This is a genomic window from Microbacterium sp. SGAir0570 (genome assembly GCF_005491085.2).
Lineage (GTDB): Bacteria > Actinomycetota > Actinomycetes > Actinomycetales > Microbacteriaceae > Microbacterium > Microbacterium arborescens.
This window is the reverse complement of record NZ_CP027929.1, coordinates 972377-996145: the sequence shown is the minus strand read 5'-3', so window position 1 is coordinate 996145 and position 23769 is coordinate 972377. Positions and strand designations below refer to the sequence as shown.

28 protein-coding genes are annotated in these 23769 nt (G+C 70.4%); 11 read left to right on the top strand and 17 right to left on the bottom strand.

What is annotated here, in order from left to right:
* Positions 1-5: 5 nt before the first annotated feature.
* Complete coding sequence (locus C1N74_RS04675; RefSeq protein WP_023951932.1) at positions 6-371, bottom strand: hypothetical protein; 366 nt, start codon at positions 369-371, stop codon at positions 6-8.
* 150 nt (positions 372-521) lie between these two features.
* Positions 522-1346, bottom strand: a complete 825-nt coding sequence (locus C1N74_RS04670) for an SDR family NAD(P)-dependent oxidoreductase (RefSeq protein ID WP_137750081.1) — start codon at positions 1344-1346, stop codon at positions 522-524.
* 133 nt (positions 1347-1479) lie between these two features.
* Between C1N74_RS04670 and C1N74_RS04665 the strand changes: the two genes are divergently transcribed.
* Positions 1480-1695: a DUF2945 domain-containing protein gene (locus C1N74_RS04665; RefSeq protein WP_023951934.1), complete on the top strand. Its 216-nt coding sequence runs from the start codon at positions 1480-1482 to the stop codon at positions 1693-1695.
* 90 nt (positions 1696-1785) lie between these two features.
* Here C1N74_RS04665 and C1N74_RS04660 read toward each other — a convergent pair whose 3' ends face one another.
* The 13 genes from C1N74_RS04660 to C1N74_RS04600 all read right to left on the bottom strand — a co-directional run bounded on the left by C1N74_RS04660 (position 1786) and on the right by C1N74_RS04600 (position 12403).
* Complete coding sequence (locus tag C1N74_RS04660; protein WP_023951935.1) at positions 1786-2241, bottom strand: SRPBCC family protein; 456 nt, start codon at positions 2239-2241, stop codon at positions 1786-1788.
* A gap of 112 nt (positions 2242-2353) precedes the next feature.
* Positions 2354-3439 carry a DNA glycosylase AlkZ-like family protein gene (locus C1N74_RS04655; RefSeq protein WP_114598557.1) on the bottom strand — a complete coding sequence of 362 codons (1086 nt, stop codon included), beginning with the start codon at positions 3437-3439 and terminating at the stop codon, positions 2354-2356.
* A gap of 43 nt (positions 3440-3482) precedes the next feature.
* Complete coding sequence (locus C1N74_RS04650) at positions 3483-4166, bottom strand: NAD-dependent deacylase (protein ID WP_137750080.1); 684 nt, start codon at positions 4164-4166, stop codon at positions 3483-3485.
* Between the two features lie 2 nt (positions 4167-4168).
* Positions 4169-4900 (bottom strand): sulfurtransferase, encoded by a 732-nt coding sequence (locus C1N74_RS04645; RefSeq protein ID WP_071918390.1) that lies wholly within the window; start codon positions 4898-4900, stop codon positions 4169-4171.
* 124 nt (positions 4901-5024) lie between these two features.
* On the bottom strand, positions 5025-5873 hold the full coding sequence (locus tag C1N74_RS04640) for an aldo/keto reductase (protein ID WP_023951941.1): 849 nt from the start codon (positions 5871-5873) through the stop codon (positions 5025-5027).
* Between the two features lie 74 nt (positions 5874-5947).
* A complete protein-coding gene (locus C1N74_RS04635) occupies positions 5948-6445 on the bottom strand; it encodes a GNAT family N-acetyltransferase (protein WP_023951943.1) in 498 nt (165 codons plus the stop codon).
* Between the two features lie 21 nt (positions 6446-6466).
* On the bottom strand, positions 6467-7324 hold the full coding sequence (locus tag C1N74_RS04630; RefSeq protein ID WP_023951945.1) for a siderophore-interacting protein: 858 nt from the start codon (positions 7322-7324) through the stop codon (positions 6467-6469).
* Positions 7321-8154 (bottom strand): ABC transporter ATP-binding protein, encoded by an 834-nt coding sequence (locus C1N74_RS04625; RefSeq protein WP_023951947.1) that lies wholly within the window; start codon positions 8152-8154, stop codon positions 7321-7323. The genes C1N74_RS04630 and C1N74_RS04625 overlap by 4 nt, the downstream gene beginning before the upstream one ends.
* A complete protein-coding gene (locus tag C1N74_RS04620) occupies positions 8147-9169 on the bottom strand; it encodes an iron chelate uptake ABC transporter family permease subunit (RefSeq protein WP_137750079.1) in 1023 nt (340 codons plus the stop codon). Before C1N74_RS04620 ends, C1N74_RS04625 begins: the two co-directional genes overlap by 8 nt.
* A gap of 14 nt (positions 9170-9183) precedes the next feature.
* Positions 9184-10185 (bottom strand): iron ABC transporter permease, encoded by a 1002-nt coding sequence (locus tag C1N74_RS04615; RefSeq protein ID WP_137750078.1) that lies wholly within the window; start codon positions 10183-10185, stop codon positions 9184-9186.
* Positions 10182-11114: an iron-siderophore ABC transporter substrate-binding protein gene (locus C1N74_RS04610; protein WP_137750077.1), complete on the bottom strand. Its 933-nt coding sequence runs from the start codon at positions 11112-11114 to the stop codon at positions 10182-10184. Before C1N74_RS04610 ends, C1N74_RS04615 begins: the two co-directional genes overlap by 4 nt.
* Positions 11115-11181: 67 nt before the next feature.
* Positions 11182-11829 (bottom strand): SDR family oxidoreductase, encoded by a 648-nt coding sequence (locus tag C1N74_RS04605; RefSeq protein ID WP_023951955.1) that lies wholly within the window; start codon positions 11827-11829, stop codon positions 11182-11184.
* A gap of 64 nt (positions 11830-11893) precedes the next feature.
* Positions 11894-12403: a bifunctional nuclease family protein gene (locus C1N74_RS04600; RefSeq protein WP_023951957.1), complete on the bottom strand. Its 510-nt coding sequence runs from the start codon at positions 12401-12403 to the stop codon at positions 11894-11896.
* Positions 12404-12479: 76 nt separating this feature from the next.
* Between C1N74_RS04600 and C1N74_RS04595 the strand changes: the two genes are divergently transcribed.
* The 7 genes from C1N74_RS04595 to C1N74_RS04565 all read left to right on the top strand — a co-directional run bounded on the left by C1N74_RS04595 (position 12480) and on the right by C1N74_RS04565 (position 18246).
* Positions 12480-13517 carry an LLM class flavin-dependent oxidoreductase gene (locus C1N74_RS04595; protein WP_023951959.1) on the top strand — a complete coding sequence of 346 codons (1038 nt, stop codon included), beginning with the start codon at positions 12480-12482 and terminating at the stop codon, positions 13515-13517.
* Positions 13514-14296 (top strand): alpha/beta fold hydrolase, encoded by a 783-nt coding sequence (locus tag C1N74_RS04590; protein WP_103841030.1) that lies wholly within the window; start codon positions 13514-13516, stop codon positions 14294-14296. The genes C1N74_RS04595 and C1N74_RS04590 overlap by 4 nt, the downstream gene beginning before the upstream one ends.
* A gap of 90 nt (positions 14297-14386) precedes the next feature.
* Positions 14387-14926 carry a GNAT family N-acetyltransferase gene (locus tag C1N74_RS04585; protein ID WP_240482613.1) on the top strand — a complete coding sequence of 180 codons (540 nt, stop codon included), beginning with the start codon at positions 14387-14389 and terminating at the stop codon, positions 14924-14926.
* A 111-nt stretch (positions 14927-15037) separates the two neighbouring features.
* Positions 15038-15835: an alpha/beta fold hydrolase gene (locus tag C1N74_RS04580; protein WP_137750076.1), complete on the top strand. Its 798-nt coding sequence runs from the start codon at positions 15038-15040 to the stop codon at positions 15833-15835.
* Between the two features lie 220 nt (positions 15836-16055).
* The gene (locus C1N74_RS04575; protein WP_023951967.1) at positions 16056-16337 is read left to right on the top strand and encodes a GlsB/YeaQ/YmgE family stress response membrane protein; all 282 of its coding nucleotides are present in this window, start codon (positions 16056-16058) and stop codon (positions 16335-16337) included.
* Positions 16338-16492: 155 nt separating this feature from the next.
* Positions 16493-17443, top strand: a complete 951-nt coding sequence (locus tag C1N74_RS04570; RefSeq protein ID WP_137750075.1) for an aldo/keto reductase — start codon at positions 16493-16495, stop codon at positions 17441-17443.
* 176 nt (positions 17444-17619) lie between these two features.
* On the top strand, positions 17620-18246 hold the full coding sequence (locus C1N74_RS04565; protein ID WP_071918395.1) for a metalloregulator ArsR/SmtB family transcription factor: 627 nt from the start codon (positions 17620-17622) through the stop codon (positions 18244-18246).
* Positions 18247-18281: 35 nt separating this feature from the next.
* Here C1N74_RS04565 and C1N74_RS04560 read toward each other — a convergent pair whose 3' ends face one another.
* Positions 18282-18848: a TetR/AcrR family transcriptional regulator gene (locus C1N74_RS04560; RefSeq protein WP_103841036.1), complete on the bottom strand. Its 567-nt coding sequence runs from the start codon at positions 18846-18848 to the stop codon at positions 18282-18284.
* 23 nt (positions 18849-18871) lie between these two features.
* Between C1N74_RS04560 and C1N74_RS04555 the strand changes: the two genes are divergently transcribed.
* A complete protein-coding gene (locus C1N74_RS04555) occupies positions 18872-20050 on the top strand; it encodes an MFS transporter (protein ID WP_181405580.1) in 1179 nt (392 codons plus the stop codon).
* A 14-nt stretch (positions 20051-20064) separates the two neighbouring features.
* On the opposite strand, the gene moaA is transcribed toward C1N74_RS04555, so the two are convergent.
* Positions 20065-21075, bottom strand: coding sequence for a GTP 3',8-cyclase MoaA (gene moaA / locus C1N74_RS04550; RefSeq protein WP_023951975.1), 1011 nt, complete (start codon positions 21073-21075; stop codon positions 20065-20067).
* A gap of 196 nt (positions 21076-21271) precedes the next feature.
* Between moaA and C1N74_RS04545 the strand changes: the two genes are divergently transcribed.
* Together C1N74_RS04545 and cydB are read left to right on the top strand one after the other, a co-directional pair.
* Positions 21272-22699 (top strand): cytochrome ubiquinol oxidase subunit I, encoded by a 1428-nt coding sequence (locus tag C1N74_RS04545; RefSeq protein ID WP_137750073.1) that lies wholly within the window; start codon positions 21272-21274, stop codon positions 22697-22699.
* A 10-nt stretch (positions 22700-22709) separates the two neighbouring features.
* Positions 22710-23741 (top strand): cytochrome d ubiquinol oxidase subunit II, encoded by a 1032-nt coding sequence (cydB, locus tag C1N74_RS04540; RefSeq protein ID WP_137750072.1) that lies wholly within the window; start codon positions 22710-22712, stop codon positions 23739-23741.
* The last annotated feature ends 28 nt before the right edge of the window (positions 23742-23769 follow it).

Genomic DNA, 23769 nt, shown 5'->3' with positions numbered 1-23769 from the left:
CCGGGCTAGAGGGTCTCGGTGATGTAGATCAGGATGAAGATCGCGAGGATGCCGACGGCGAGGATCGCCATCGCGAGAGCCAGGCGCCGGTTGCGCACGGGCGCGTCGGCCGATGACCGGGCGGCGACGACCATCATCGCCCAGCCGATCACGGCGAAGAGGATGCCGATGGCGGGCAGCGCCGTCTGCAGCTGGAACGCCAGCACGTAGAGGACGATCGCTACCGCGGCCAGGACGCCCGCGGGCACGAGCCACCGCGAGGCCGATCCGTGTCGGAAGCTGGCCTGATTGGTCAGATCGGTGGGATCGGGCCGGGGGTGGCGGTCCGGCATCTGCTCGGGTCCGTGGGGCTCGTTGCGCTTGTCGACCATGTCGTCCTCCCGTTCGCCCCCACGGTACGTGCCCCCGCACGCCCCGCCCGACCCCCTTGCGCATCTCCCGCCGAGCACGCACCATCCCGGCGACAGTGCACGGTGTGCGGTGCGTGCTCGGCGCGACGGTGCGTGCTCGGCGCCGGCAGGTCAGCCGGCGAGGGCGACCATCTCGGCGCTGCGATCCCAGAGCTCGCGGGCGAGATCGGGGTCGGTCGCGTTGCGGTGCGACCGGGTCGGGCGGTCGTTCTCGTAGTACGCGCCGGGCACCCAATCGCGATTCGGGACTCCGTCGGCAAGGAAGACCAGGCGCGCGCCGCCCTCGTCGGTCGTGGTGAGCAGCCGCCGCGCGAGCGGGTTGTGGTAGACCCATCGGAGCGGACCGGGCACGTTCGCGGCGAACTGCGTCGCGACCACGCCGGGGTGGAAGGCGGCCGCCGAGATGCCCTGATCGCCGAAGCGGGTCTGCAGTTCGCGCGTGAACAGGATGTCGGCGAGCTTGGCGTTGCCGTAGGCGATGCGCCCCGAGTAGCGCTTCGCCGCGTTCAGGTCGGTCGCGTCGAACCGCGAGAACAGGCGAGCCGCCACGCTGGCCGTCTGGACGACGGATGCTTCGCTCTCGATGAGCCGCTCCAGCAACAGGTTCGTCAGCAGGAAGCCGGCGAGGTGATTGACCTGAAAGGTCTGCTCGTAGCCGTCGACGGTGAGGGCGCGCGGACCGAAGATGCCGCCGGCGTTGTTGGCGAGCACGTCGATGCGCGGATAGGCCTCGAGCAGTTCGTCGGCCAGACGCCGCACCTGAGCGAGCTCGGCGTAGTCGGCCAGGTGGTACGGCGCGTCGAGCTCGCTCGCGAGAGCCCGGGTCTTCTCCGGCGAGCGCCCGACGAGCACGACGCGGTGCCCTTCTCGCGCGAGACGCCGCGCGGCGGCCGCCCCGATTCCGTCGCTGGCTCCCGTGATGACGATCGTGCGCATGCCCGCAGTCTCGCAGGCTGCGGGCGCCTGGCGGGAGTGCTGGCGCATCCGACCCCGGTGTGTCAACGACTTCTCGCCCGGCACCGCCGGGCGACAGTATCGCGGCAACCGAAGCACAACGGAAGGAGCCGGGATGGCTCAGGAACTGTCGAAGGGCGACCGCGTGAGCTGGGACACCTCTCAGGGGCGGACGCAGGGGAAGATCGTCGAGAAGAAGGAGAAGGACTTCCAGTTCGCGGGTCAGAAGTTCACGGCATCCGCCGACGAGCCGGCCTTCATCGTCGAGTCGGAGAAGAGCGGCGATCAGGCGGCGCACAAGCGTTCGGCGCTGCGCAAGCTCAGCAGCTGAGCGGCAGCCACCCCGCGTCCGCTCACGCATACGACGAGAGGCCCCTCCGCCGAACGGAGGGGCCTCTCGTCGTATGCGTGAGCGCCGGGGTCAGTTCTCGATGTCGCCGCGCCAGGCACCGGTCTCGGTGCCGCGCGACTCGATGAACTCCTTGAAGCGCGTGAGGTCCTTCTTCACGGCGTGGTCGTCGATGCCGATGGCGGCACCGACCGATTCGACGAAGCCCTCGGGCTTCCAGTCCAGCTGGACCGTGACGCGCGTCTCGTTGTCGCTGAGCTTGTGGAAGGTCACGACGCCGGCGTGCTCGTCCTTGCCGCCGACGCTGTTCCAGGCGACGCGCTCGTCGGGGTGCTGTTCGGTGATCTTGGCGGTGAACTCGCGCTCGGCCCCGCCGATCTTCACCTTCCAGTGGGTCGTGCCGTCGTCGAGCTGGGTGACCGACTCGACGAAGCTCAGGAAGTGCGGGAACGACTCGAACTGCGTCCACTGGTTGTAGGCGACGGAGACGGGAACGTCGACGTCGATGGTCTCGATGATGCGAGCCATGGGCGGCTCCTTTCGTTTCGATTGCGGGGCTGCCTTCATGCTTCGCCGTCGCCGGCGCCGTCGCGAGCGACTTGCGACCTCGGCGGTCGGCTGGTAGGCCCGGCGGTCGGGGTCAGTCGAGCCCGCGCACCGACACGCCGAGCCACTCGGCGAGGTCGCTGATCTCCGCCTCGACCATCTCGCGCTCTTCGCTTTCCCAGGGCACGAGCTCGTGCAGCGCCGCGACGACGAGGTTCTCCTTCGCTTTGTCGAGGGCCGCGTCGAGAAGACCGATGAACCGGTCGCCGCACAGGATCGGATGCGCGAAGTAGCCGTACACGCGCTGCGCCTTCGGCACGAACTGCTCGAGCTTGTAGGTGAAGTCGAACGCCTCGATCAGTCGCGGCCGGTCGAACAGCATCCCGTCGTACGGGTTGAGGATCGCCACCCTCCCCCCGGGGTCGTCGTCGATGGCCTCGAGCGCCCGCGGGTCGACTCGCCACTTCCACGCGCTCCCCTCGACGACGGCCGGCTCACCGGCCAGCCCCACCCCCGACCACGACGACTTCTGCCGCGCGAGTCCCGCTCCCTGCAGCCGTCGCTCGTCGAGCATCGCGCCGGCCTCGTCGTAGGTCAGGTCGTCGGGCTCGGGGCCGCGTGCCCGCTCGGCGACGTCCCAGCGGCGCAGTCGGCCGGCACGCCCGACGACCGCGACCTCGCCGAGTCGTTCGAGCAGATCGAGCATCCGCGGCACCTGGTTGTCGCTGTACCAGCCGCTGTCGTTGCCGGCGGGCACAGCAGCCGTGTCGGGGATGTCGGCAGCCAGCAGCGGTCCGTCAGCGCGCAGGCGCGCCAGCACGTCGGCCCGGAAAGCGCTGTTGGCCTCGAGCCACGCCGCGGTGCTCTCGCGCACGGGACGCATCCGCATCCGCACCCGCATCGCCGGAAGCATGCTCGCGGGGTGGAACGAGCCGGCGTACTCGAAGAGCTGCCGGTCGTCTTCGACGGCTTTCGTCAGCTGCCCGGGCTCGTAGCCCCAGCCGATCCTCGTCCACGGGATCGCCTGCTCGCTTGGCGCGATGACGGCCGTCGGATCGATCTTGATCGCCCCGATCTGCTCGGCCACCTCGACGACGTCGCCGGGCCGGTCGGCCTCGAGCAGCTGCGCCCGCACGATGATGCGACGGGCTTGCTCACGGGTGAGCCGGTGCGGTTCCATGCCACGACGCTACCGCCGACCTCCGACGCGCCCGCGACCTCCGTCAGAAGCGGGCGACCCACTCGGGAACGGTCACCGTCGCCGGCCCGAGCACGACGTCGTCGAACAGGCGCAGGTCGTCATGGGCATCGAGATTCAGCAGAGCGGTGCGAGCCCCGGCTTCCGCCGCAACCGCGACGAGGGATGCCGCGGGCGTGACCGCCCCCGACGTGCCGATCACCCAGAACTGCTCGCACAGCGCCACCGCGTCGAAGATGTCGTCGAGCCCGTACACCGCCTCGCCGAACCAGACCACGTCGGGGCGGAGCGCCCGGGCCCCGCATGAGGGACAGCGCGGCCCTCCGGCGAGGTCGCCGTGCCACGGCATCCGCTCTCCGCACGCCTCGCAGAGCGCCGACCCGAGCTCGCCGTGGATGTGGCTGACGCGCGTCGACCCGGCCCGCTCGTGCAGGTCGTCGATGTTTTGCGTGACGATGAGCACATCGCCCGGCCGCCGTGCTTCGAGGCCGGCGAGGGCGAGATGCGCCGCGTTGGGCTCCGCGGCGGCCGCCGCGCGACGACGCTCGTCGTAGAACGCGTGGACGAGAGCCGGGTCGGCCGCATAGCCCTCGGGAGTCGCGACATCCTCGATGCGGTGGTCCTCCCAGAGCCCGTCGACGGCCCGGAACGTGCGGATGCCCGACTCGGCGGAGATGCCGGCGCCGGTGAGGACGACGATCCGCGCCACGGTCAGCGCCGCGCCGACAGGTCGGGGGCGAGGGCCTCGCGCTCATCGAAGACGAAGCACTCGCCGTTCCAGTGCGCGCCGCCCTCGTGCTCGAAGTAGCCGAGGATCCCGCCTTCGAGCTGGTAGGCGTCGACCCCCTCCTCGCGCAGGACGATCGCGGCCTTCTCGCAGCGGATGCCGCCCGTGCAGAAGCTGACGACCGTTTTGCCCTCGAGCTGATCGCGGTGCGCGGACGCGGCATCCGGGAACTGCGTGAAGCGCTCGATCCGCCAGTCGACGGCTCCCGCGAACGTGCCGTAGTCGACCTCAAAGGCGTTCCGGGTGTCGAGAAGAACGACCTCGCGCCCGGCGTCGTCGTGGCCCTGGTCGAGCCAGCGCCGCAGGTCATCGGGCGACACGCTGGGCGCGCGCTCGGCGGCGGGCCGGATGGCGGGACGGTCCATGCGGATGATCTCGCGTTTCACCTTCACCAGCATCCGGCCGAACGGCTGGTCGCCCGACCAGCTCTCCTTCGCCGTCAGCGCCGCGAAGCGGGCGTCGGCGCGCAGGTCGTCGAGGAAGCCCCGAACAGCGGTCTCGGCACCGGCGAGGAAGAGGTTGATGCCCTCCTCGGCCAGCAGGATCGTGCCCTTGAGTCCCGCTCCCAGGGCACGCTCGCGCAGCACGTCACGCAACTCGGCGGGGTCGGCGATGTGCGTGAACAGGTACGCCGAGACGTTGAGAACGGATGCCACGCCTCCAGCCTACGAAACCCGCGGCCGGGCGCGGATCGGGCGCAGTCCCCGGCATCCGCCACAGAACGATCTGCGCGGGATGCTGAGAACTGCGCCCGAAGCCGAACCCCGATCGGGGCCGAGGTCAGTTCACCTCGGAGGGGTGCGCGCTCACACGGCCCGACCCGTCGCCCGGGTCGAGGGCCGAGATCGCGTCGACCTGAGCCGTCGTGAGCTCGAAGTCGAACAGTGACGCGTTCTCGACCATGCGCTCGCGGCTGACCGTCTTGGGGAAGACGATGAAGCCACGCTGCAGGTGCCAGCGAAGCACGACCTGAGCGGGGCTCTTCCCGTGCGCGGCAGCCGCCTCGGCGACCGGCTCGGCGCCGAAGAGATCGTACTTGCCCTGGCCGAGGGGACCCCACGACTCGATGCGCACGCCCTTGTCGGTCGCCCAGTCGACGACCTCCTTCTGCTGGTAGGCCGGGTGCAGCTCGATCTGGTTCACAGCGGGGAGCACGCCGGTCTCGGCGTGGATCTTCTCGAGGTGCTCGACGAGGTGGTTCGAGACGCCGATCGAGCGGGTGTGGCCCGCGTCGCGCAGCTCGATGAGCTTCTGCCACGCATTGACGTAGTTGCCGTTGGCGGGAGCCGGCCAGTGCACGAGGTACAGGTCGACGTGATCGAGTCCGAGCTTCTCGAGGCTCTCCGAGAGGGCCTTGCGGGGCTCGTCCCCGCCCTGACGGTCGTTCCAGAGCTTCGTGGTGATGAACAGCTCGTCACGCGGGATGCCGCTGGCCGCGATGGCCCGGCCGACGCCCTCCTCGTTGCCGTAGATCGCAGCGGTGTCGATGTGGCGGTAGCCCGCCTCGAAGGCCTCGGAGACGAGACGCTCGGTCTCGGCCGGGTCGACCTTGAAGACGCCGTAGCCGAGCTGCGGGATCTCGAAGCCGGAGTTGAGGGACACGTTCGGAACGTGGATCTGATCTGCCATGCCTCCACCCTACGAGCGTGCTCCGACTGCGTCGTCGGGATTGACGCGGGGCGCCCCGAGGGGCAAGGAGGTACTCAGCCCGCGAGCGCGTGCAGCGCATCGCCGGTGAGGCGCTGCGTCGTCCACTCCGACATCGGCTCGGCACCGATCGAGCGGTAGAACGCGATAGAGGGGGCGTTCCAGTCGAGGACGGTCCACTCGAGCCGCGAGTATCCGCGCTCGACGCAGACTTCGGCGAGCGACGCGATCAGCGCCTTGCCGTAGCCGCTGCCCCGCTGCGATTCGTCGACGAAGAGGTCTTCGAGCCAGATGCCATGGCGCCCCGTCCAGGTCGAATAGGTGAGGAACCAGATCGCGATCCCCACGATGTCGCCCTCGCGCTCGACCACGTGGCAGAAGGCGCGAGGCTCTGTCCCGAACAGCGTCTCGGTCAGCATCTCGGCGGTGTTCTCGACGGCATCCGGCTCACGCTCGTAGACGGCGAGGGCGTGGATGCAGGCCAGGATGCCGGTCTCGTCACCGGGGCGGGCGGCGCGCAGCACGGCGCCGCCGGGAAGGTCGCGCGGGGTCATCCCGTCAGCGTATCGAGGGCGTCAGCCGACGAGCGGACCGCCGTGCCGCCAGTACCCGAGGAACGAGATGCGCTCCCTCGGGATGCCGACCTCGGTGGTGAGGAAGCGACGGATGCCGGTGACGACGCCCGATTCGCCGGCGAGCCACACCGCGAACCCCGGATCGGCGGCCGCGGTGGCGCCGTGTGTTTCGGCCCACGACCGCACAGCGAGGGCGAGGCCGTCGTCGCCGGCGCGGTGCTCGACACGCGTCACGAGCGCGCGATCGGCGAGCGCGTCGGTGACGAGGTCGTCGGCGGCGTCCGCCACGCCCGCGATCACGTGCGGCTGCGTCTCCTCGGGCAGCGAGTCGACGATGTTCCGCAGGGCGGGGAAGGCCGTCTCGTCGCCCACGAGGAGGAACCGGCTCGCCTCGCCGGGCGTCCAGTGGATGCCGTATCCCGTCCACCCCATCCGCACGTCGGGTCCCGTGATGACGAGGGGGTCGCCGGGTCGGGCGGCCAGGGCCCATGCCGAGGCGGGCCCGATGGGCTCGTGCAGGAAGAAGTCGACGTCGATCTCCCGCTGGGCGACGCGGATCGCCGACGGCGTATAGGTGCGCAGCACGTTGCGGTCGTCCTCGTCGAGCGCCTTCCACCGCGCATACCAGTCGGAGGGGTGCGGGGTCGGCTCGTCGAGCAGGCCGAACTCGGCGAGGCCCGGGTGCGGGCGCCCCGACATCGGCAACACGATCTTGATGCGCTGGTCGAGGCCCCACGGTGCGAAGTTCGCCAGTGCCTCGCCGCGAAGGGTGATGCGGATGAAGCCGGGGCTGAGCCGGGCCACGGCGGCGACCTCGACGACGAAGGCACTGTAGGCCCAGAGACGCTCGCCGCTCACGGCGTCTCCTCCCCCGTCACAGCCCCGGGCCGACGTGCGCGGAGCGGCACGACGAGCGGACCGCCCGTGACCGGATCGTCGACGACGATGTTCGCGAGGCCGAAGACCTCCTCCACCCGCTGGCTCGTGATCACCTCCGCCGGTGGTCCCTCCGCGAGGATGCGCCCGTCGCGCATCGCGACGATGCGGCTCGCATACCGGGCGGCATGGTTCAGATCGTGGAGCACCGCGACGATCGTCCGGCCCCGCTCGTTCAGCTCGGCGAACAGCTCCATCAGCTCGACCTGGTGGGCCACGTCGAGGAACGTCGTCGGCTCGTCGAGCAGCAGCAGGTCGGTCTGCTGTGCCAGGACCATCGCGACCCACACCCGCTGCCGCTGGCCCCCCGACAATGCCTCGACGGGGCGCGAGGCGAGCTGCGTCGTGCCGGTCGCCGCCAGCGCCTCGTCGACGGCCACGTCGTCGGCGGCGGACCACTGCCGGAACACGGTCTGGTACGGGTAGCGCCCGCGTCCGACCAGCTCGCGCACCGTGATGCCCTCCGGGGCGATCGCCGACTGCGGCAGCAGGCCCAGCCGCCGAGCGACCTCCTTCGCGGGCATCTCCGTGATCGCGCGGCCGTCGAGCACGATGCTCCCCGCGCGAGGGGCGAGCAGACGCGACAGGCCGCGCAGAAGCGTGGACTTGCCGCAGGCATTGGGACCGATGATGACGGTGAACGACCCGGGCTCGATCCGCACCGACAGATCGCGGACGATATCCGCACCGTCGTAGGCGAGGGTCACGGACTCGGCGGCGAGCGATGTCGCCGGGGGGAACGGGTCAGGCACGGCGGCGGACCTCCAGCACGATCATGAGGACGAGGTAGGCGCCGCCGAGCGAGACGGTGACGACGCCGACGGGAAGCGGTGCGGGCAGCAGATGCTGCGCGATGAGGTCGGAGGCGATCAGCAGCACGGCCCCCATGAGGGCCGAGAGTCCGAGCGACAGGTGGGGCGTGCGCGCGATGAGGCGCGCCACCTGCGGCGCCGCCAGAGCGACGAAGGCGATCGGACCGCCGACGGTCGTCGCCGCCGCGACCAGCACGACCCCGACCAGCAGGGCGAGCGTGCGGACGAGATGCGGCCGGGCGCCCGTCGCCGCCGCGAGGTCGTCGCCGAGCTCGAGCTGACGCAGCCGCGGCACGAGCGCGAAGGATGCGACGACGAACGGCGCTGCGCACGCCAGTGCGCCGGCCACCGCCGGAGCCGTGACGCCGTTGAGACTGCCTGCGCCCCAGGCGGAGGCGAACATCGCCGTCTCGAGCTCGATCTGCAGCAGCATCCAGGTGTTGAGCGACGCGAGCATCGCCGAGACGCCGATGCCGACGACGATGAGGCGGAACCCCTGCAGGCCGCCGCGCCAGGCGAGCGCCCAGATCGCCACGGCGGTGGCGAGGGCACCGATCAACGAGCCGCCCACGAGCACCGGCCAGCTCGACGACACCAGGACCAGCGCGGCGAGCATGCCCGTGAAGGCACCGCTGGAAAGCCCCAGGATGTCGGGACTCGCCAGCGGATTGCGCGTGACGGTCTGGAACAGCGACCCGGCGATCCCGAGGATCGCCCCCACCCCGAGCGCCGCCACTGCCCGTGGCAGCCGCCATTCGCGGACCACGGTCTGCACGAGCGCATCGTCACCCGCGCCCGCCAGCGCCGCGACGACATCGCCCGGCGCGACGGGGAAGGTGCCGGCGCCGAGGGCGACGACCAGCAGCACCGCCGCGACGACGAGGGCAGCGATCCCGACGACCACGCTGCGCAGGCGCAGCACCACGTGCAGGCCGCCGACTCGCGGGCTCAGCATCCGCGGCCCGCCGCTCACAGGGCGCTCGCCCGGCGTCGGCGCGCGAGCGCGATGAGGATGGGAGCCCCGACGAACGCCGTGACGATGCCGACCGGCAGTTCCGCGGGCGCGATGAGCACGCGCCCCACGACATCCGCCGCCAGCACGACGACGGGTGCCAGCAGTGCGCTGACGGCGAGGATCACCCGATGATCGGCACCGAACAGCCAGCGGGCAATGTGCGGCACCATGAGCCCGACGAACGAGATCGGTCCCGCGAGTGCTGTCGCCGCGCCTGCCAGCAGGGTCACCGCGATGATCACGCCGATCCGGATACCGGCGATGTTCGCACCCTGCGCACGAGCGACATCATCGCCCAGTGCGACGGCGTTGAGCCCGGCGCCGAGCACGAGCGCCAGCACGAGCCCGACGGCGATGAAGGGAGCGACCGCCACGATCGTGTCCCAGCCGCGACCCAGCAGCGACCCGGCGTTCCAGCTGCGCATCGCGTCGAACGCATCGGGGTCGCTCAGCACGATGCCCGTCGTGATGCCCGACAGCACCGCGCCGAGGGCGACGCCCGCGAGCGTGAGCCGGATCGGGCCCGCGGCTCCGCGTCCGCCCGAACCGATGACATAGACGGCGACGGTGACGGCGAGCGCTCCGACGAACGCGAACCACACCGTCCCCGACGCCGCGCGCACGCCGAGCACCGCCATCCCGAGCGCCACGGCGAGGGCCGCACCGGCGTTGACGCCGAGGATGCCGGGATCGGCGAGCGGATTACGCGTGAAGGCCTGCATCAGCGCACCGGCGACTCCGAGCGCCGCGCCCGCGAGAAGTCCCACGACCGTCCGCGGGATCCGGAGCTCGGCCACGACGAACGTCGCCTCGGGTGAGCCCTCGCCCCGCAGCACCGCGGCGACGGTGCCCGGCGACAGCGGATTCGCCCCGACGGCGAGGGATGCCGCGACGACGAGTACCAGGGCCAGGGCGATCGCGGCCGCCGCCGCGGCGCGTCCGGCTCTCGAGGTCACCGCCCGTCGAGGAAGCGCTCGATGTCGGTCAGCACGCTCTGAGCGCCGCGGGGGCCGACGCCGGCCACCCAGGTGCTCGTGTCGACGAGGGTCACCGACGGGAAGGCATCCGCGTTCTGGGTGATCGCCGCCGGGATCGCGGACGCATCGGTCGTGTCGGATGCCGTGACGAACACCGCGTCGGCGCGGGCGTCGAGGATGTTCTCGGGCGAGATGTCGGCCTGCAGGCCGTCGGCCCAGTCGTGCTCGGGCGTCGCGTAGCCGACGCACTCGAGCAGGCTGCCCGCGAACGACACGGGTCCGTACAGACTGAGCGTCGTCTCGTCGCGCGGCCGGATGACCTGTGCCGTCTTGCCCGCGAGGTCGTGGGCAGCCCCGATCTCGGCGCAGCGGTCGTCGACGGCGGCGATCTGCGCGGCGACCTCGTCCTCGCGTCCGAGCGCCTGGCCGATCAGCTCGGCGTTGTCACGCCACGGATCGGCCTGCGTCGCGATGAAGACCGTCGGAGCGATCGCCGACAGCTGGTCGTACAGCTTCGAGTGGCGCGCCTCGGTTCCGAGGATGAGGTCGGGCTTGAGCGCGGCGATCGCCTCGAGGTCGGGCTCGGGCACCGTGCCGACCGGTTCGACTCCGTCGACCTCGAGGTACGCCGGGATTCCCGCGACGTTGCTCGCGACCGCGGCCCCCACCGGCGTGATGCCGACGGAGACCGCGGTGTCGAGTTCGAGGGGCTCGAGGGTCACGACGCGCTGGGGCTGCTCGGGGACCTCGGTGACGCCGCGGGCATGCTCGACGGCGCGAGGGGCGACGCTGGCCTCCGAAGAGGTGTCGGCCGCGGAGGGCTGCGCCGCGCATCCGGCGACGACGAGCGCCGCGGCGGCCGAGATGGCGACGGCGCTCAGGGCGCGCCGGACAGGACGAGACAGCATGTGGGGCCTTTCCTCGGGTCGATCTCGCGGCGAGCGCGATGAGGCAAGGCAACCCTAACAAAAGCCGTCAGTCGGCTGTGAGCGCCGCCTCGATCGGGGTGTCGCCGCCCGTGAACTCGATCATCCGCCCGACCGTCGCGGGCTCGGACAGGACGGCGGCGATGACCGCCGCGACATCGCCACGCGGAACGGACTCCTTGCCTGAACCACCGACCGTGATGCTGCCGGTCGGCTCGTCGAGCGTCAGAGCGCTCGGCGCGACGATCGTCCAGTCCAGTCCGCTCTCGCGCAGGTGGGCGTCGGCCTCCGCCTTCGCCTCGGCGTAGGCGTAGAAGGAGTCGTCCTCGGGCACGCCGTGATCCGGCCCCGCGCCGAAGTACGACACCATGACGTAGCGGCGGATGCCGGCCGCCGCGGCGGCGTCGATCGAGCGGATGGCCGCGTCGCGGTCGACCGCCCAGGTGCGGGCGGCATCCCCTCCCCCGGCTCCCGCGGCCCAGACGACCGCGTCGTTGCCGCTGAGCAGGTTCGTCAGCTGCTCGACGTCGAACGACTCGACGTCGGCGACGAGCGGCGTGGCGCCGGTCGCGGCGACATCCGCCTCGTGGTCGCGGTTGCGGATGACGGCCGTGACGGTGTCGCCGCGCTCGGCGAGGATCGGCTCCAGGCGCAGCGCGACCTTGCCGTGGCCTCCGATGATCAGGATGCGGGACATGGGTGTTCCTTTCGTCGGGGGATGTGGATCGGATGCGGCTGCGGCGGCCCCGTCGGCCGGCGCGTCAGCCGCGGAAGTCGTCGGGGTCGATGTCGTCGAGGAACTCGCGGAACTCCGCGACGCGCTGCTCGGCCGCCTCGGGAGTCTCGGCTCCCTCCGGCGCTTCGCTCACGGTGTCGGGGATGCCCGCCTCGGCGAGCACGTCATCGGCGACGAAGATCGGCGCCCCGGCGCGCGAGGCGAGTGCGATCGCGTCGGAGGGACGGGCATCGACGACCCGCGATCCGGTGAGGGCCGTGACCGTCACCTCCGCATAGAACGTGCCGTCGTCGATGCGGGTGACCTCGACCCGGTCGACGGTCGCATCGGTCGCGTCGAGCAGGCGGATCATGAGGTCGTGCGCGAGCGGCCGCGGCGGCGAGACCCCTTCGACAGCGACGAGGATCGATGTCGCCTCCTGCGAACCGATCCAGACCGGCAGCACCCGATCCGACAGGGCATCGACGGGCTTGAGCAGGATGACGTGCTGTTGAGCGGGATCGAGCGCGACCCCGAGAACGCGGACCTGGACCATGACACCTCCCGGGGTCGGTTTCGCCCAGCCTATGCACGAGGGAATGCGAACGGGGCCGCGGGCGTTGCGGCTTGACATGCAGCGTTTCGGCACTCTTTCGTTCGGTCACTACGGTCCCCTCGGCGGCGGTCGCGAGCTCACCGCCGGTGCCTCGCTGCGTCAGGCGATCGACCTCGCGCAGGGAATGGACGACCTCGGCGCCGTGGGCGCCTACTTCCGCGTGCACCACTTCGCACGGCAGCAGGCGTCGCCGATGCCGCTGCTGGCCGCGATCGCCGCGACGACGAAGAATATCGAGATCGGCACCGGCGTCATCGACATGCGATACGAGAACCCGCTGTATCTCGCCGAGGAGGCGGCGGCGGTCGACCTCATCTCCGACGGACGGCTCGCCCTCGGCGTCAGCCGCGGGTCACCCGAGACCGTCGTCCGCGGGTACGAGGCGTTCGGGTACACCGGCTCGCAGGATCCCCGCGGCGCCGACATCGCTCGCGACCACTTCGACACCTTCCTCCGCGCCATCGAGGGCGAGGGGCTCGCCGAGCGCGACCCGAACAGCCCGTTCGGAGGCGGGAACGGCAAGCAGCGGATCGAGCCGCACTCCCCCGGCCTGCGCTCGCGCATCTGGTGGGGCGCCGGAACGACCGAGACAGCGGAGTGGGCCGGCCGAATGGGCGTGAACCTGATGTCGTCGACACTCCTCACCGAGGCCGACGGCACGCCGTTCGACATCCTCCAGGCCCGACAGCTCGACGCGTTCCGCGCCGCGTGGCGCGAAGCCGGGCATCCCGGTGAGCCCCGCACGTCGGTCAGCCGATCGGTCTTCCCGATCACGACCGCCGAAGACGAGCTGTACTTCGGCGGCAGCAACGACCAGGACGGCATCGGCTACATCGACGGCATGCGCTCGACCTTCGGCAAGACCTACGCCGCGGCGCCCGACGTGCTCGTCGAGCAGTTGATGCAGGATGCCGCGGTCATGAGCGCCGACACCCTCATGCTGACGATCCCCTCGCAGCTGGGCGTCGAGTTCAACCTGCGCATCGTCGAGTCGTTCGCGAAGTACGTCGCTCCCGCCCTCGGGTGGAAGTCGGGCGCGCTGCAGCCGCGATGATCGCGGCGGAACACGGCTCGGGCGTCCCGCTCATCGCGGTGCACGGGTTCGGAGTCGATCACCGCATCTTGCTTCCCTTGGAGGACTGGGTAGCCGATCGCCCATGGCGGCGCATCTATCTCGATCTGCCCTGGGCGGAGGGCGCGACCGATCAGGGTGTCAGCACGCCTCGGGAGGTCGCCGACGCTGTCCGCGACGAGGTTGAAACCATCGCCGCGGGCGGGCCCTTCGCCATCGTCGGCAACTCGTTCGGCGCGATGGTCGCCCGTCACGTGGCGCATGCGCTTCGGCCTCAGTGCCGCGGGCTGGCGACCCTCGCCGGCGTGTTCGAGCTCGACCATGACAAGAGGCGACTACCTCCGCGCGAGATCGTCATGGCGAACGAGTCCGTGCTCTCCCGAGCGGGTTCGTTTCGGGACGACTTCGCGGAGATGGCGGTGCTGCAGACCGCCGAAGCGCTGAGCGCGTTCGAGAGGTTCGTGCTGCCCGGCATCCGGGGAGCCGACACGGAGGTCCTCGACCGGATCACCTCGTCGTACTCTGCTGGATACGCTCCCGAACGCACCGACCTCCCGTTCACGGCGCCGAGCCTGCACGTCTTCGGGCGTCAAGACCACGTCGTCGGTTTCGAAGACGGGCTCGGTACCGCCGGCCATTACGTCCGCGGCACCTTCGTCGTCGTCGACGGGGCGGGACACAACGTCCATCTCGAGCACCCGGACGCTGTCGCCCCGCTCGTTCGTGACTGGCTTCTGCGAGCGGAACACCACGCCCTCTGACTGCAGGCGCTCGCGCCCCGTCCGACTAGCGTGGATGGGGTGCACGATGAAGAGACACACAGCCTCGCGACTTCCCGGACCGCCCCTCGGGTGGACACCATCGAGCTCGTCCGTATCGACCCGGCGGGAGCCGACCGCGAGGAACTGATCGCGTTCATGACCGGCGAGGTGTTCCCGTTCCACGTCGGAATCCGACCGACGCGCGCTCAGGTCGAGGAGGGCATCGCCGCGGGGCGGTTCCGCGACGACGACAACGACTCGTTCTGGATCGACCATGTCGAACACGGCCGCATCGGATTCTTCCGCCTCGAGGAGATCAGCGACGGCGCACCGCTGTTCGATCTCCGGCTGGCGTCGGTGTGGCGGGGCCGCGGCCTCGCGAAAGACGTGCTGGCGACGGCGGCAGACCACGTTTTCACGACCATGCCCGAGGTCGACCGCTTCGAGGGGCAGACCCGCGAAGACAACCGTGCGATGCGCCGCGTCTTCGATGCATGCGGCTGGGTGCAGGAGGCCTACTACCGCGAGGGGTGGCCCGTCGAGGGTTCCGAGCCGCTGGGGTCGGTGGCGTACAGCATCCTCCGCCGCGACTGGGAGACCGGCGAGGTCACGCCCCTGCGCTGGTCTTAGCTCGCGCCGAGTACGCACCATCGCGCCGAGAACGCACCGTGCGGGGTATGTTCTCGCGGCAACGGTGCGTTCTCGGTGATGTGCAGGGCGCCGCACCCGGACAATGGACGGATGACGCAACGCCGCCGCACGATCATTCACCGCGGCGGCGTCTCGCTCGCGGTGACCGAGACCGGAGGGACCGGCCCTGCGGTCCTGCTGCTGCACGGGCTGGCAGGCAGCTCGCGCGAGCTCATGCCCACGGCGGATGCGCTCACCGACGGGCACCGGGTGCTCCTGCTCGACCAGCGCGGTCACGGCCGCAGCACGCGGCGACCCGACGACCTCTCCCGCGACGCCTTCGTTGCGGATGTCGTCGCCGTGCTCGAGCGGTTCGCGCCGGGTGAGCGAGTGGCACTGGTCGGGCAGTCGATGGGCGCGCACACCGCGTTGCTCACCGCGAGCCGGCATCCCGACCTGGTCAGTCGGCTGATCCTGCTGGAGGGGCATCCGGCCGGGAGCACCGATCCACAGGATGCCGCCGACCTCGGCGCCTTCTTCGCCTCGTGGCCGATCCCATTCGCCGATGCGGCCGCCGCGCGGGCCTTCCTCGGTGACTCGCCGCTCACCGAGGCCTGGGTCGCGGACCTTGAGCAGACGCCCTCGGGGTTGCGGCCCCGCTTCGACGCCGACGTCATGCAGGCCGTGATCGCCGCGGTGCACGAACCACGGTGGGCGGAGTGGGAGGACCTCGCGGTGCCGACGACGGCGGTGTTCGCCCATCGCGGCATGTTCTCCCCCGAGCAGCAGGCCGAGCTCGCCGCGCGGCGCCCGGGCACCCGCATCCTGCCGCTCCCCGACGGCAGCCACGACGCGCACCTCGATGCGTTCCCGTCGTGGCTCGCCGCGCTCCGGGACGCACTCGCCTGACGGATCCCGTGCGAGAACGCACCATCGCGCCGAAAGCACACCGTCGCGGGTGCGTTCTCGCGGCGGGGGTACGTGCTCGCGGCTCGCACGGGCCCGCAAGAGTACAACCACGGCGGGAGTGGGCGAAAGAGCCGCGGTGATCCCGACCGCGCAGTCATAACCTGTCGTCCGCCCCGGGTGCCCGACCGGCGCCTGTTCCTGCACAGAAAGAAGAAGCACCATGCTCTGGACGATCCTCGGCCTCATCCTCGTCGGACTGATCGCCGGCTTCATCGCGCGCGCCGTCATCCCCGGCAAGCAGAACATCGGCATCCTGATGACCATCGTGCTCGGCATCGTCGGCTCGTTCGTCGGCGGATTCCTCGGATTCCTCATCTTCAACCACAGCCCTGAGGGCGGCTTCCTGCAGCCGTCCGGCATCATCGGCTCGATCATCGGTGCCATCATCGTGCTCGGCATCTACGTCGCCGTCTCGCGCCGCGGCTCGACTCGTACGCGCTGACACAGCTGCACACAGGCACCGCGCCAACTCCTCAGATCCGAGCCTCAACGCCCCTCACGGGGCCCGAGACACCGCCTCACGTCGGATTCTGAGGAGTTGGCGCTTCGTCGTCACCGGGCCGGAATATCAGCCCGACCCCACCGCTTGAACCCACCATGAGCACGATCGGAAACAGCGACCTCTCCGTCTTCCCCCTCGCCCTCGGCGGCAACGTCTTCGGCTGGACCGCCGACCGCGACGCGTCGTTCGCGATCCTCGACGCGTTCGTCGAAGGCGGCGGCAACTTCATCGACACCGCCGATTCCTACAGCGCCTGGGCGCCCGGCCACAGCGGGGGCGAGAGCGAGACGATCATCGGCGAATGGCTCGCAGCACGCAGCCGCCCCGAGGTCGTCGTGGCGACGAAGGTCAGCCAGCATCCGGACTTCCGCGGGCTCTCCGCCTCGAACGTCCGCGCCGCCGCCGAGGCTTCGCTGAAGCGGCTGGGCGTCGACGCGATCGACCTCTACTACGCACACTTCGACGACGAGGAGACCCCTCTCGACGAGACGGTCGGCGCGTTCGGCCAGCTCGTCGCCGACGGCCTGGTTCGCCACATCGCCGTGTCGAACTACACCACGGAGCGCATCGAGGAGTGGCTGCGCATCGCCGACGAGACCGGCGTCGCCCGCCCCGTCGCCATCCAGCCGCACTACAACCTCGTGCACCGCAACGAGGTCGAAGAGACCATCGTGCCGATCGCCGAGCGCGAGAACCTCAGCCTCATCCCCTACTTCGCCCTCGCGAAGGGCTTCCTGACCGGCAAGTACCGGTCGACGGATGCCTCGGCCCACAACACCCCGCGCGCCGAGGGCGCCGCCGTGTACGCGACGCCGCAGGGCCTGCAGATCATCGACACCCTCGAGCGCGTCGGCGCCGCACACGACGTCTCGATCGCCTCGGCCGCGCTCGCATGGCTGCGTTCGCAGCCGACCGTGGTCGCGCCGATCGCGAGCGCCTCGCGCCTCGAGCAGGTGCAGGGCCTGCTCGACGGCGGGCGCGTCGAGCTCACGGCCGACGAGATCGCCGAGCTCACCCGCGTGTCGACCTGGACCCCGGAGGCCTGAGCCGCGGCATCCGCAACTCGGACAACCACGCGAACCTCGGAGCCCCGCGCAGGCAGGCTCCGAGGTTCGTCGTTTTCTCCGAGGTTTGCGCCACACACACCTAGGACGCGCCAGCAAACCCACGAAATTCACGGTGTGGTAAGACCACAGACGGTTTTCCGTGTTTAATGAGTCCTATGAGCACCGCGACCGTCGGATACAGCGCCATCTCGAGCTACTCCCGCGTGGAGATCCTGCACCTCATCCAGGAGCAGCCCCGCCGGACGATCCTCGAACTGCAAGAGGCCACCGACCTGCACCCGAACACCATCCGCGAGCACCTGGCCCGACTGATCTCCGACGGCTTCATCGTCGCCGAGAAGGAGCACCGCACCACCCGCGGACGCCCCCGCGTGCTCTACAGCGCCGCCGACGGAGACGCGACCCGCAGCGCCATCCAGCGCCGCAAGGTGCGGGATGCCGCGCAGCGCGGCGACCTCATGCGCCGCGTCCTCACCGTCGACGTCCCCGACGTGCTCGAGACCCGCGCACTGCACCAGCTCGACGCCCTCGTCGAGGAGCTCGAGGACGAAGGCTTCGACCCGATCATCGACGACTCCGCGCTGACGGTCGACCTGACCCCCTGCGCACACGCCACGGCGCAGGCCGATCATCGCGAGGTGCTCTGCAGCGTTCACCTGAGCCTGCTGCAGGGCGTGCTCACCGAGGCGGGCGGACCCCTCGCCGTCGACGGCATGCGGTCCTCGTGCGACCCGTCGGTGTGCATCATCCAGCTGCTGCACGCCGCGACCGCCCACGACTGAGCCCGGCGGAGTCGACACCCGGACCTCGTCCGGCCTCAGCCCCGGGCGGCCGCGATCACCAGCGCCGCGGTCGAGCGGGCCAGCTGGGTGTCGTGACCGCGCTCGCGCAGCCGCATCGCCAGGTCGCCGCTGACGACGAGGAGCAGCCGCTCCGCGAGCTCGGCCGCGGCGGCCCCGGCGATCGGACGAGCGAGCTCGGTCAGCCGCGCCCGCATGCCCTCCGTGTCGGCGCGAACGGCGGATGCCACCTCCGGCGGCGGATCGGCATATTCGGCGGCCGCGCCGAGGAAGGCGCACCAGCGCGACCCGCGCGGCTCGTCGCGGAACGCCGCGAGCGCGTCGAACACCGCGAGCAGCCGCTCCTCGTCGTCGGCGCCGCGCTCGACGGCGGCGTCCCACGTTTCGATCCAAGCCCGCTGCCGCCGCTCGAGCGCCGCCGCGAGCAGCGCCTCTTTGCTCGCGTACCCCCGGTAGAGCGTCGCCGCCGACACGCCCGCGCGTGCCAGCACGGCGTCGATCGGAGTCGCGGCGATGCCCTGAGTGAAGAAGAGATCCTCGGCGGCATCGAGGATCCGCTCCTGCGTCCGCGGCCGCATTCCCATGCCAGCACTCTATGCTCGGTAAAGTGAAACGGTCGTTCTTGTTTCGGCAGTGGGGTCTCGTCGCCTCCGGAGTCGCGCTAATCGCGGCGACCTACGGCCTCGTGCGCCTCGCCTTCGGACTCCACCTGCCCGAGATGAGCGCCGACCTCGGCATCGACACCGCCGCGGCCGGCCTCGTCTCGGCGGCGGGGTCGATCGTCTACGCCCTCGCCGCGCTCGTCGGCTTCCTCGCCGCCGAGCGACATCCACGCCTCCTCGTCGTCGCGGCGATCCTCACGGCGGGCGGCGGTGCCGTCGGGATCGCGGCGGCGACGGATGCGGCGACCTTCGCCCCCGCTGCGGCGATCTCCTCCGCCGGCGCTGGGCTCGCCTCGCCCGCCCTCGTGCGCCTGGTGGCGCGTACGTTCGCCGAGCGCGAGTCGAGCACGCCGCAGGCGATCGTCAACGCCGGGACCGGCCCGGGCCTCGTCATCGCAGGCTTCATCGCCCTCGCCCTCACCCCCGACTGGCGCCTGTGCTGGCTGATCGCGGCAGTCGCGACCGTGACGGCGGGGATCGCCGTCCTCATCGCCGATCGCCGACGGAACAGCGCGCCGGGAGACGAAGGCGCGAGCCGGCCTCCCCTTCTTCCGCCGGGAGCGTGGTGGACGGCGCATCGCTCGGCGATCGCGGCATCCGTCCTTCTCGGAATCGGCGCGTCGGCGATCTGGAACTACGGCCGCACCGTCCTGGTCGACGCGGGCGGGTCGCAGACGCAGTCGGTGCTGGCGTGGATCGTGCTCGGATGCGGCGGCGCCGCCGTCATCGCGACATCGCGGCTCGTGTCCGGCCTGCACCCCCGGGCACTCTGGCTGATCGGCGCGGGGCTCATCGCCGGGTCGACACTCGCGGTGGGCGCCACCCCGACGAACACGGCGCTCGCCCTCGGTGCGTGCGCCGTGTTCGGGTGGGCGTACGTCACCGCTTCAGGAGCGCTCATCGGGTGGACGACGCGGATCGATGCCGTACACGCGGCCGCCGGCACAGCACTGCTGTTCGTGACCTTCATGGTCGGACAGGCCATAGGCGCGGCAGCGATCGGCGCACTGCTCCCCCGCGGCGGACCGGCGCTCGTCTTCGCCGCAGCCGCCGCGACGTGCCTGACCGGTGGTGCGGTCCTGATCTCACCGCGCCACCGCGAAGCGACCCCACCCCGCGCCTGAGCGGCGATCTCGGCCTACCCGCCGATCGCGTTCATCCCGCGGGCGGGCTGCAGGAAGCCCGGGTCGTCGATCGCGTGACCGGCCTTCTTGCCGGCGATGCAGTTTCGGAGCACACGATCGATCCGCTCGGCTCGCGCCTCGGGCGGCGTCTCGGAGCGCAGCACCGGCAGCAGGTCGTACTCGTCGATCGAGAAGAGGCAGTTGCGCAGCTGGCCGTCGGCGGTCAGCCGCATCCTGTCGCACGCGCCGCAGAACGGGGCGGTCACCGATGCGATGACGCCGACCGTGTGCGGGCCGCCGTCGAGCCGCCACCGCTCCGCGGGCGCGCCGCCACGCCCCGGGACGGGCTCGAGGCTCCAGCGCGCCGCGAGCGCTTCGAGGATCTCCTCGCGCGTGACCATGCTCGACCGGTCCCACGTGTGGCCGGCATCCAGCGGCATCTGCTCGATGAATCGCATCTGCGCGTCGTGCGCCACGGCGAAGGCCACAAGGTCGGCGAGCTCGTCGTCGTTGACACCGCGCATCGCGACCGCGTTGATCTTCAGCGGCCGGAGCCCGGACGCCTGGGCCGCGCGCACCCCGTCGAGCACCTCGTCGAGGCGGTCACGACGGGTGAGGTTTCGGAACCGCTCCCGGTCGAGGGTGTCGAGCGAGATGTTCAGGCGAGCGAGCCCCGCGGCGACGAGGTCGGGCAGCACCTCGGGCAACCGGATGCCGTTCGTGGTCATGGCGATCTCGATCGGGCCGTCGGGCGACGCGATGGCCGCGAGCCGCCGCACGATCTCGACGATGTCGGTGCGCAGCAGCGGTTCCCCGCCGGTGAGACGGAAGGTCGTGATGCCCGCGGCTGCGGCGACGGTCGCGACCTCGACGATCTCATCCAGGGTGAGGATGCTCTGCCGCGCGAGCCATTCGTTGCCCTGCTCGGGCATGCAGTACGTGCAGCGCAGCGAGCAGCGGTCGGTCAGCGAGATGCGCAGGTCGCGGTGAACCCGGGCGAATCTGTCGACGAGCGGCTCCCCCATGGGTCGAGCGTAAGCGGCTCCGGAGCATCCGAGGGCCGGCCGCGGCCGATCGGAGCCGCGTGTTGTGGTCTGACAGCACCTTGCTTAGTGGTCTGACCACGCGTAGCATTATTCCCGGCCGCCCCTGAGACCGGGGAAAACCACACTCGATACCTTCAGCCTGTCGAAACCCTCGCCTCCCGAAAGGCACGCCCCGATGGACTTCCTCGATCCGCTCCTGCTGGCACGCTGGCAGTTCGGTCTGACGACGCTGTACCACTACCTCTTCGTGCCGCTGACCCTCGGGATGGCTCTCGTGGTGGCGATCTTCCAGACGGTGTGGCACCGCACCGGCAACGTGAAGTGGCTGCACCTGACCCGCCTGTTCGGCAAGATCTTCCTCATCAACTTCGCCATGGGCGTCGTGACCGGCATCGTCCAGGAGTTCCAGTTCGGCATGAACTGGTCGGCCTACTCCCGTTTCGTCGGCGACATCTTCGGCGCACCGCTGGCCTTCGAGGGTCTCCTCGCCTTCTTCTTCGAGGCGACCTTCATCGGCTTGTGGATCTTCGGCTGGGACAAGCTGCCCAAGGCGCTGCACTTGTTCTCGATCTGGATGGTCGTGCTCGGGTCGACCCTGTCGGCCTACTTCATCCTCGCCGCCAACGCGTTCATGCAGAACCCGGTCGGATACCAGATCGCCGCCGACGGCGGCCGGGCCGAACTGATCGACTTCGGCGCGGTCCTGACCAACCCGATCGTGCTGGCCGCTTTCCCGCACACGATCTTCGCCGCCTGGATGTTCGCCGCTGCCGTGGTCATCGCGGTCGCCGCCTGGCACCTCTCGCGCGCGCAGCACGTCGAGACGATGCGTCCCGCCCTCCGCTTCGGCATGTGGGGCATGATCGTCTCGTTCGTCGGGGTCGCACTCTCGGGAGATCAGCTGAGCCTCGTGATGGTGGCGACGCAGCCCATGAAGATGGCCGCGGCCGAAGCCATGTTCAACAGTGCCTGCGGGGCTGACGCGTCCTTCTCGATCTTCTCCATCGGAACCCCCGACGGCACCGAAGAGGTCTGGTCGCTGCGCGTGCCGTACCTGCTGTCGTTCCTGTCGACCCATAGCTTCGACGGGTGCGTCGAAGGCCTCAATGACCTGCAGGCGCAGTACACCGAGACCTTCGGGGCGGGCGTCGACTACCGCCCCATCGTGTGGGTCACCTACTGGTCGTTCCGCTGGATGATCGGCTTCGGGGGCATCGCGACCCTCATCTCGGTCGCCGGCCTCTGGGTCACGCGCAAGAAGGCTCAGCGCCCCGTCGCCCGGTGGATGTGGAAGGTCGCCATCTGGTCCGCTCCCCTCCCCCTTCTCGGCAGCCTCGTCGGCTGGGTCTTCACCGAGATGGGCCGCCAGCCCTGGATCGTCTTCAGCCTCATGCTGACCGAGGACGGCGTCTCACCGAACGTGCCCGGTTGGACGGTCCTCATCTCGCTGATCGCGTTCACCGCGGTGTACGCCTCGCTCGCCGTCGTCGAGTTCGGCCTCATCCGCAAGGCCGCGCAGAAGGGCCCCGACCCGCTGCCCGAGCCGGGCTCAACCGACGCCGAGAACCACTCGGCGTCCCACACCCAGACCACCGTCTACTGAGGAGCACGTCATGGATCTCGCATACGTCTGGTTCTTCATCGTCGGAGTGCTCTTCGTGGGCTACTTCGTCCTCGACGGGTTCGACTTCGGTGTCGGGATGTCGCTGCCCTTCCTCGGGAAGGACAACGTCTCGCGGCGCCAGATCATCAACACCATCGGCCCGGTCTGGGACCTCAACGAGACCTGGGTGATCGTGGCGGGCGCGTGCCTGTTCGCAGCGTTCCCGGAGTGGTACGCGACCCTGTTCAGCGGGTTCTACCTGCCGCTGCTCCTGATCCTCATCGCCCTGATCCTGCGCGGGGTCTCGTTCGAGTACCGCCACCAGCGCGATGACGCCACCTGGCGCAAGCGCTTCGATCTCATGATCGTGGTGGGCTCGGCACTCCCCGCCTTCCTCTGGGGCGTCGCGGTCGCCAACATCGTGCAGGGCGTTCCGATCGACGCAGACAAGGAGTTCACCGGCACCCTGTTCACGCTGCTGAACCCCTACGGCCTGCTCGGCGGCGTCGTCACGCTGCTGCTGTTCTTCACCCACGGGGTCTACTTCGTCGCCCTCAAGACCGACGGGGACGTGCGCGAGCAGGCCCGTCACCTGGCGACGAAGTCGGGACTGCTGACCCTGGTCGCCGCGGCCGTCTTCCTCGCCTGGACCGTGCTGTCGGCGATGCAGGCGCAGGCGCCGCTGCTGCCGCTCGTGTTCGTGACGGCCGCCCTGGCCGCCGTCATGCTGATCGGAGCCATCCTCGCCAATGCCCGGGGTCGCGAGGGGTGGGCCTTCGCGGGAGGCGCCGGCACCGTGATGTTCGCCGTGCTGACCCTCTGGCTCTCGCTCTTCCCGAATGTGATGCCGTCGTCGACCGACCCCGCGTGGAACCTGACGATCGAGAACGCGTCGTCGACCGACTACACGCTGACGATCATGACCTGGGCAGCCGTGATCTTCCTGCCCCTCGTGCTGCTCTACCAGGGCTGGACGTACTGGGTCTTCCGCAAGCGCGTCACGCGGGCCCGTATCGAAGAGGCCGAGCTCGTCGCCCACTGACCGGATGACGGGATGCCTCGGATCCGCG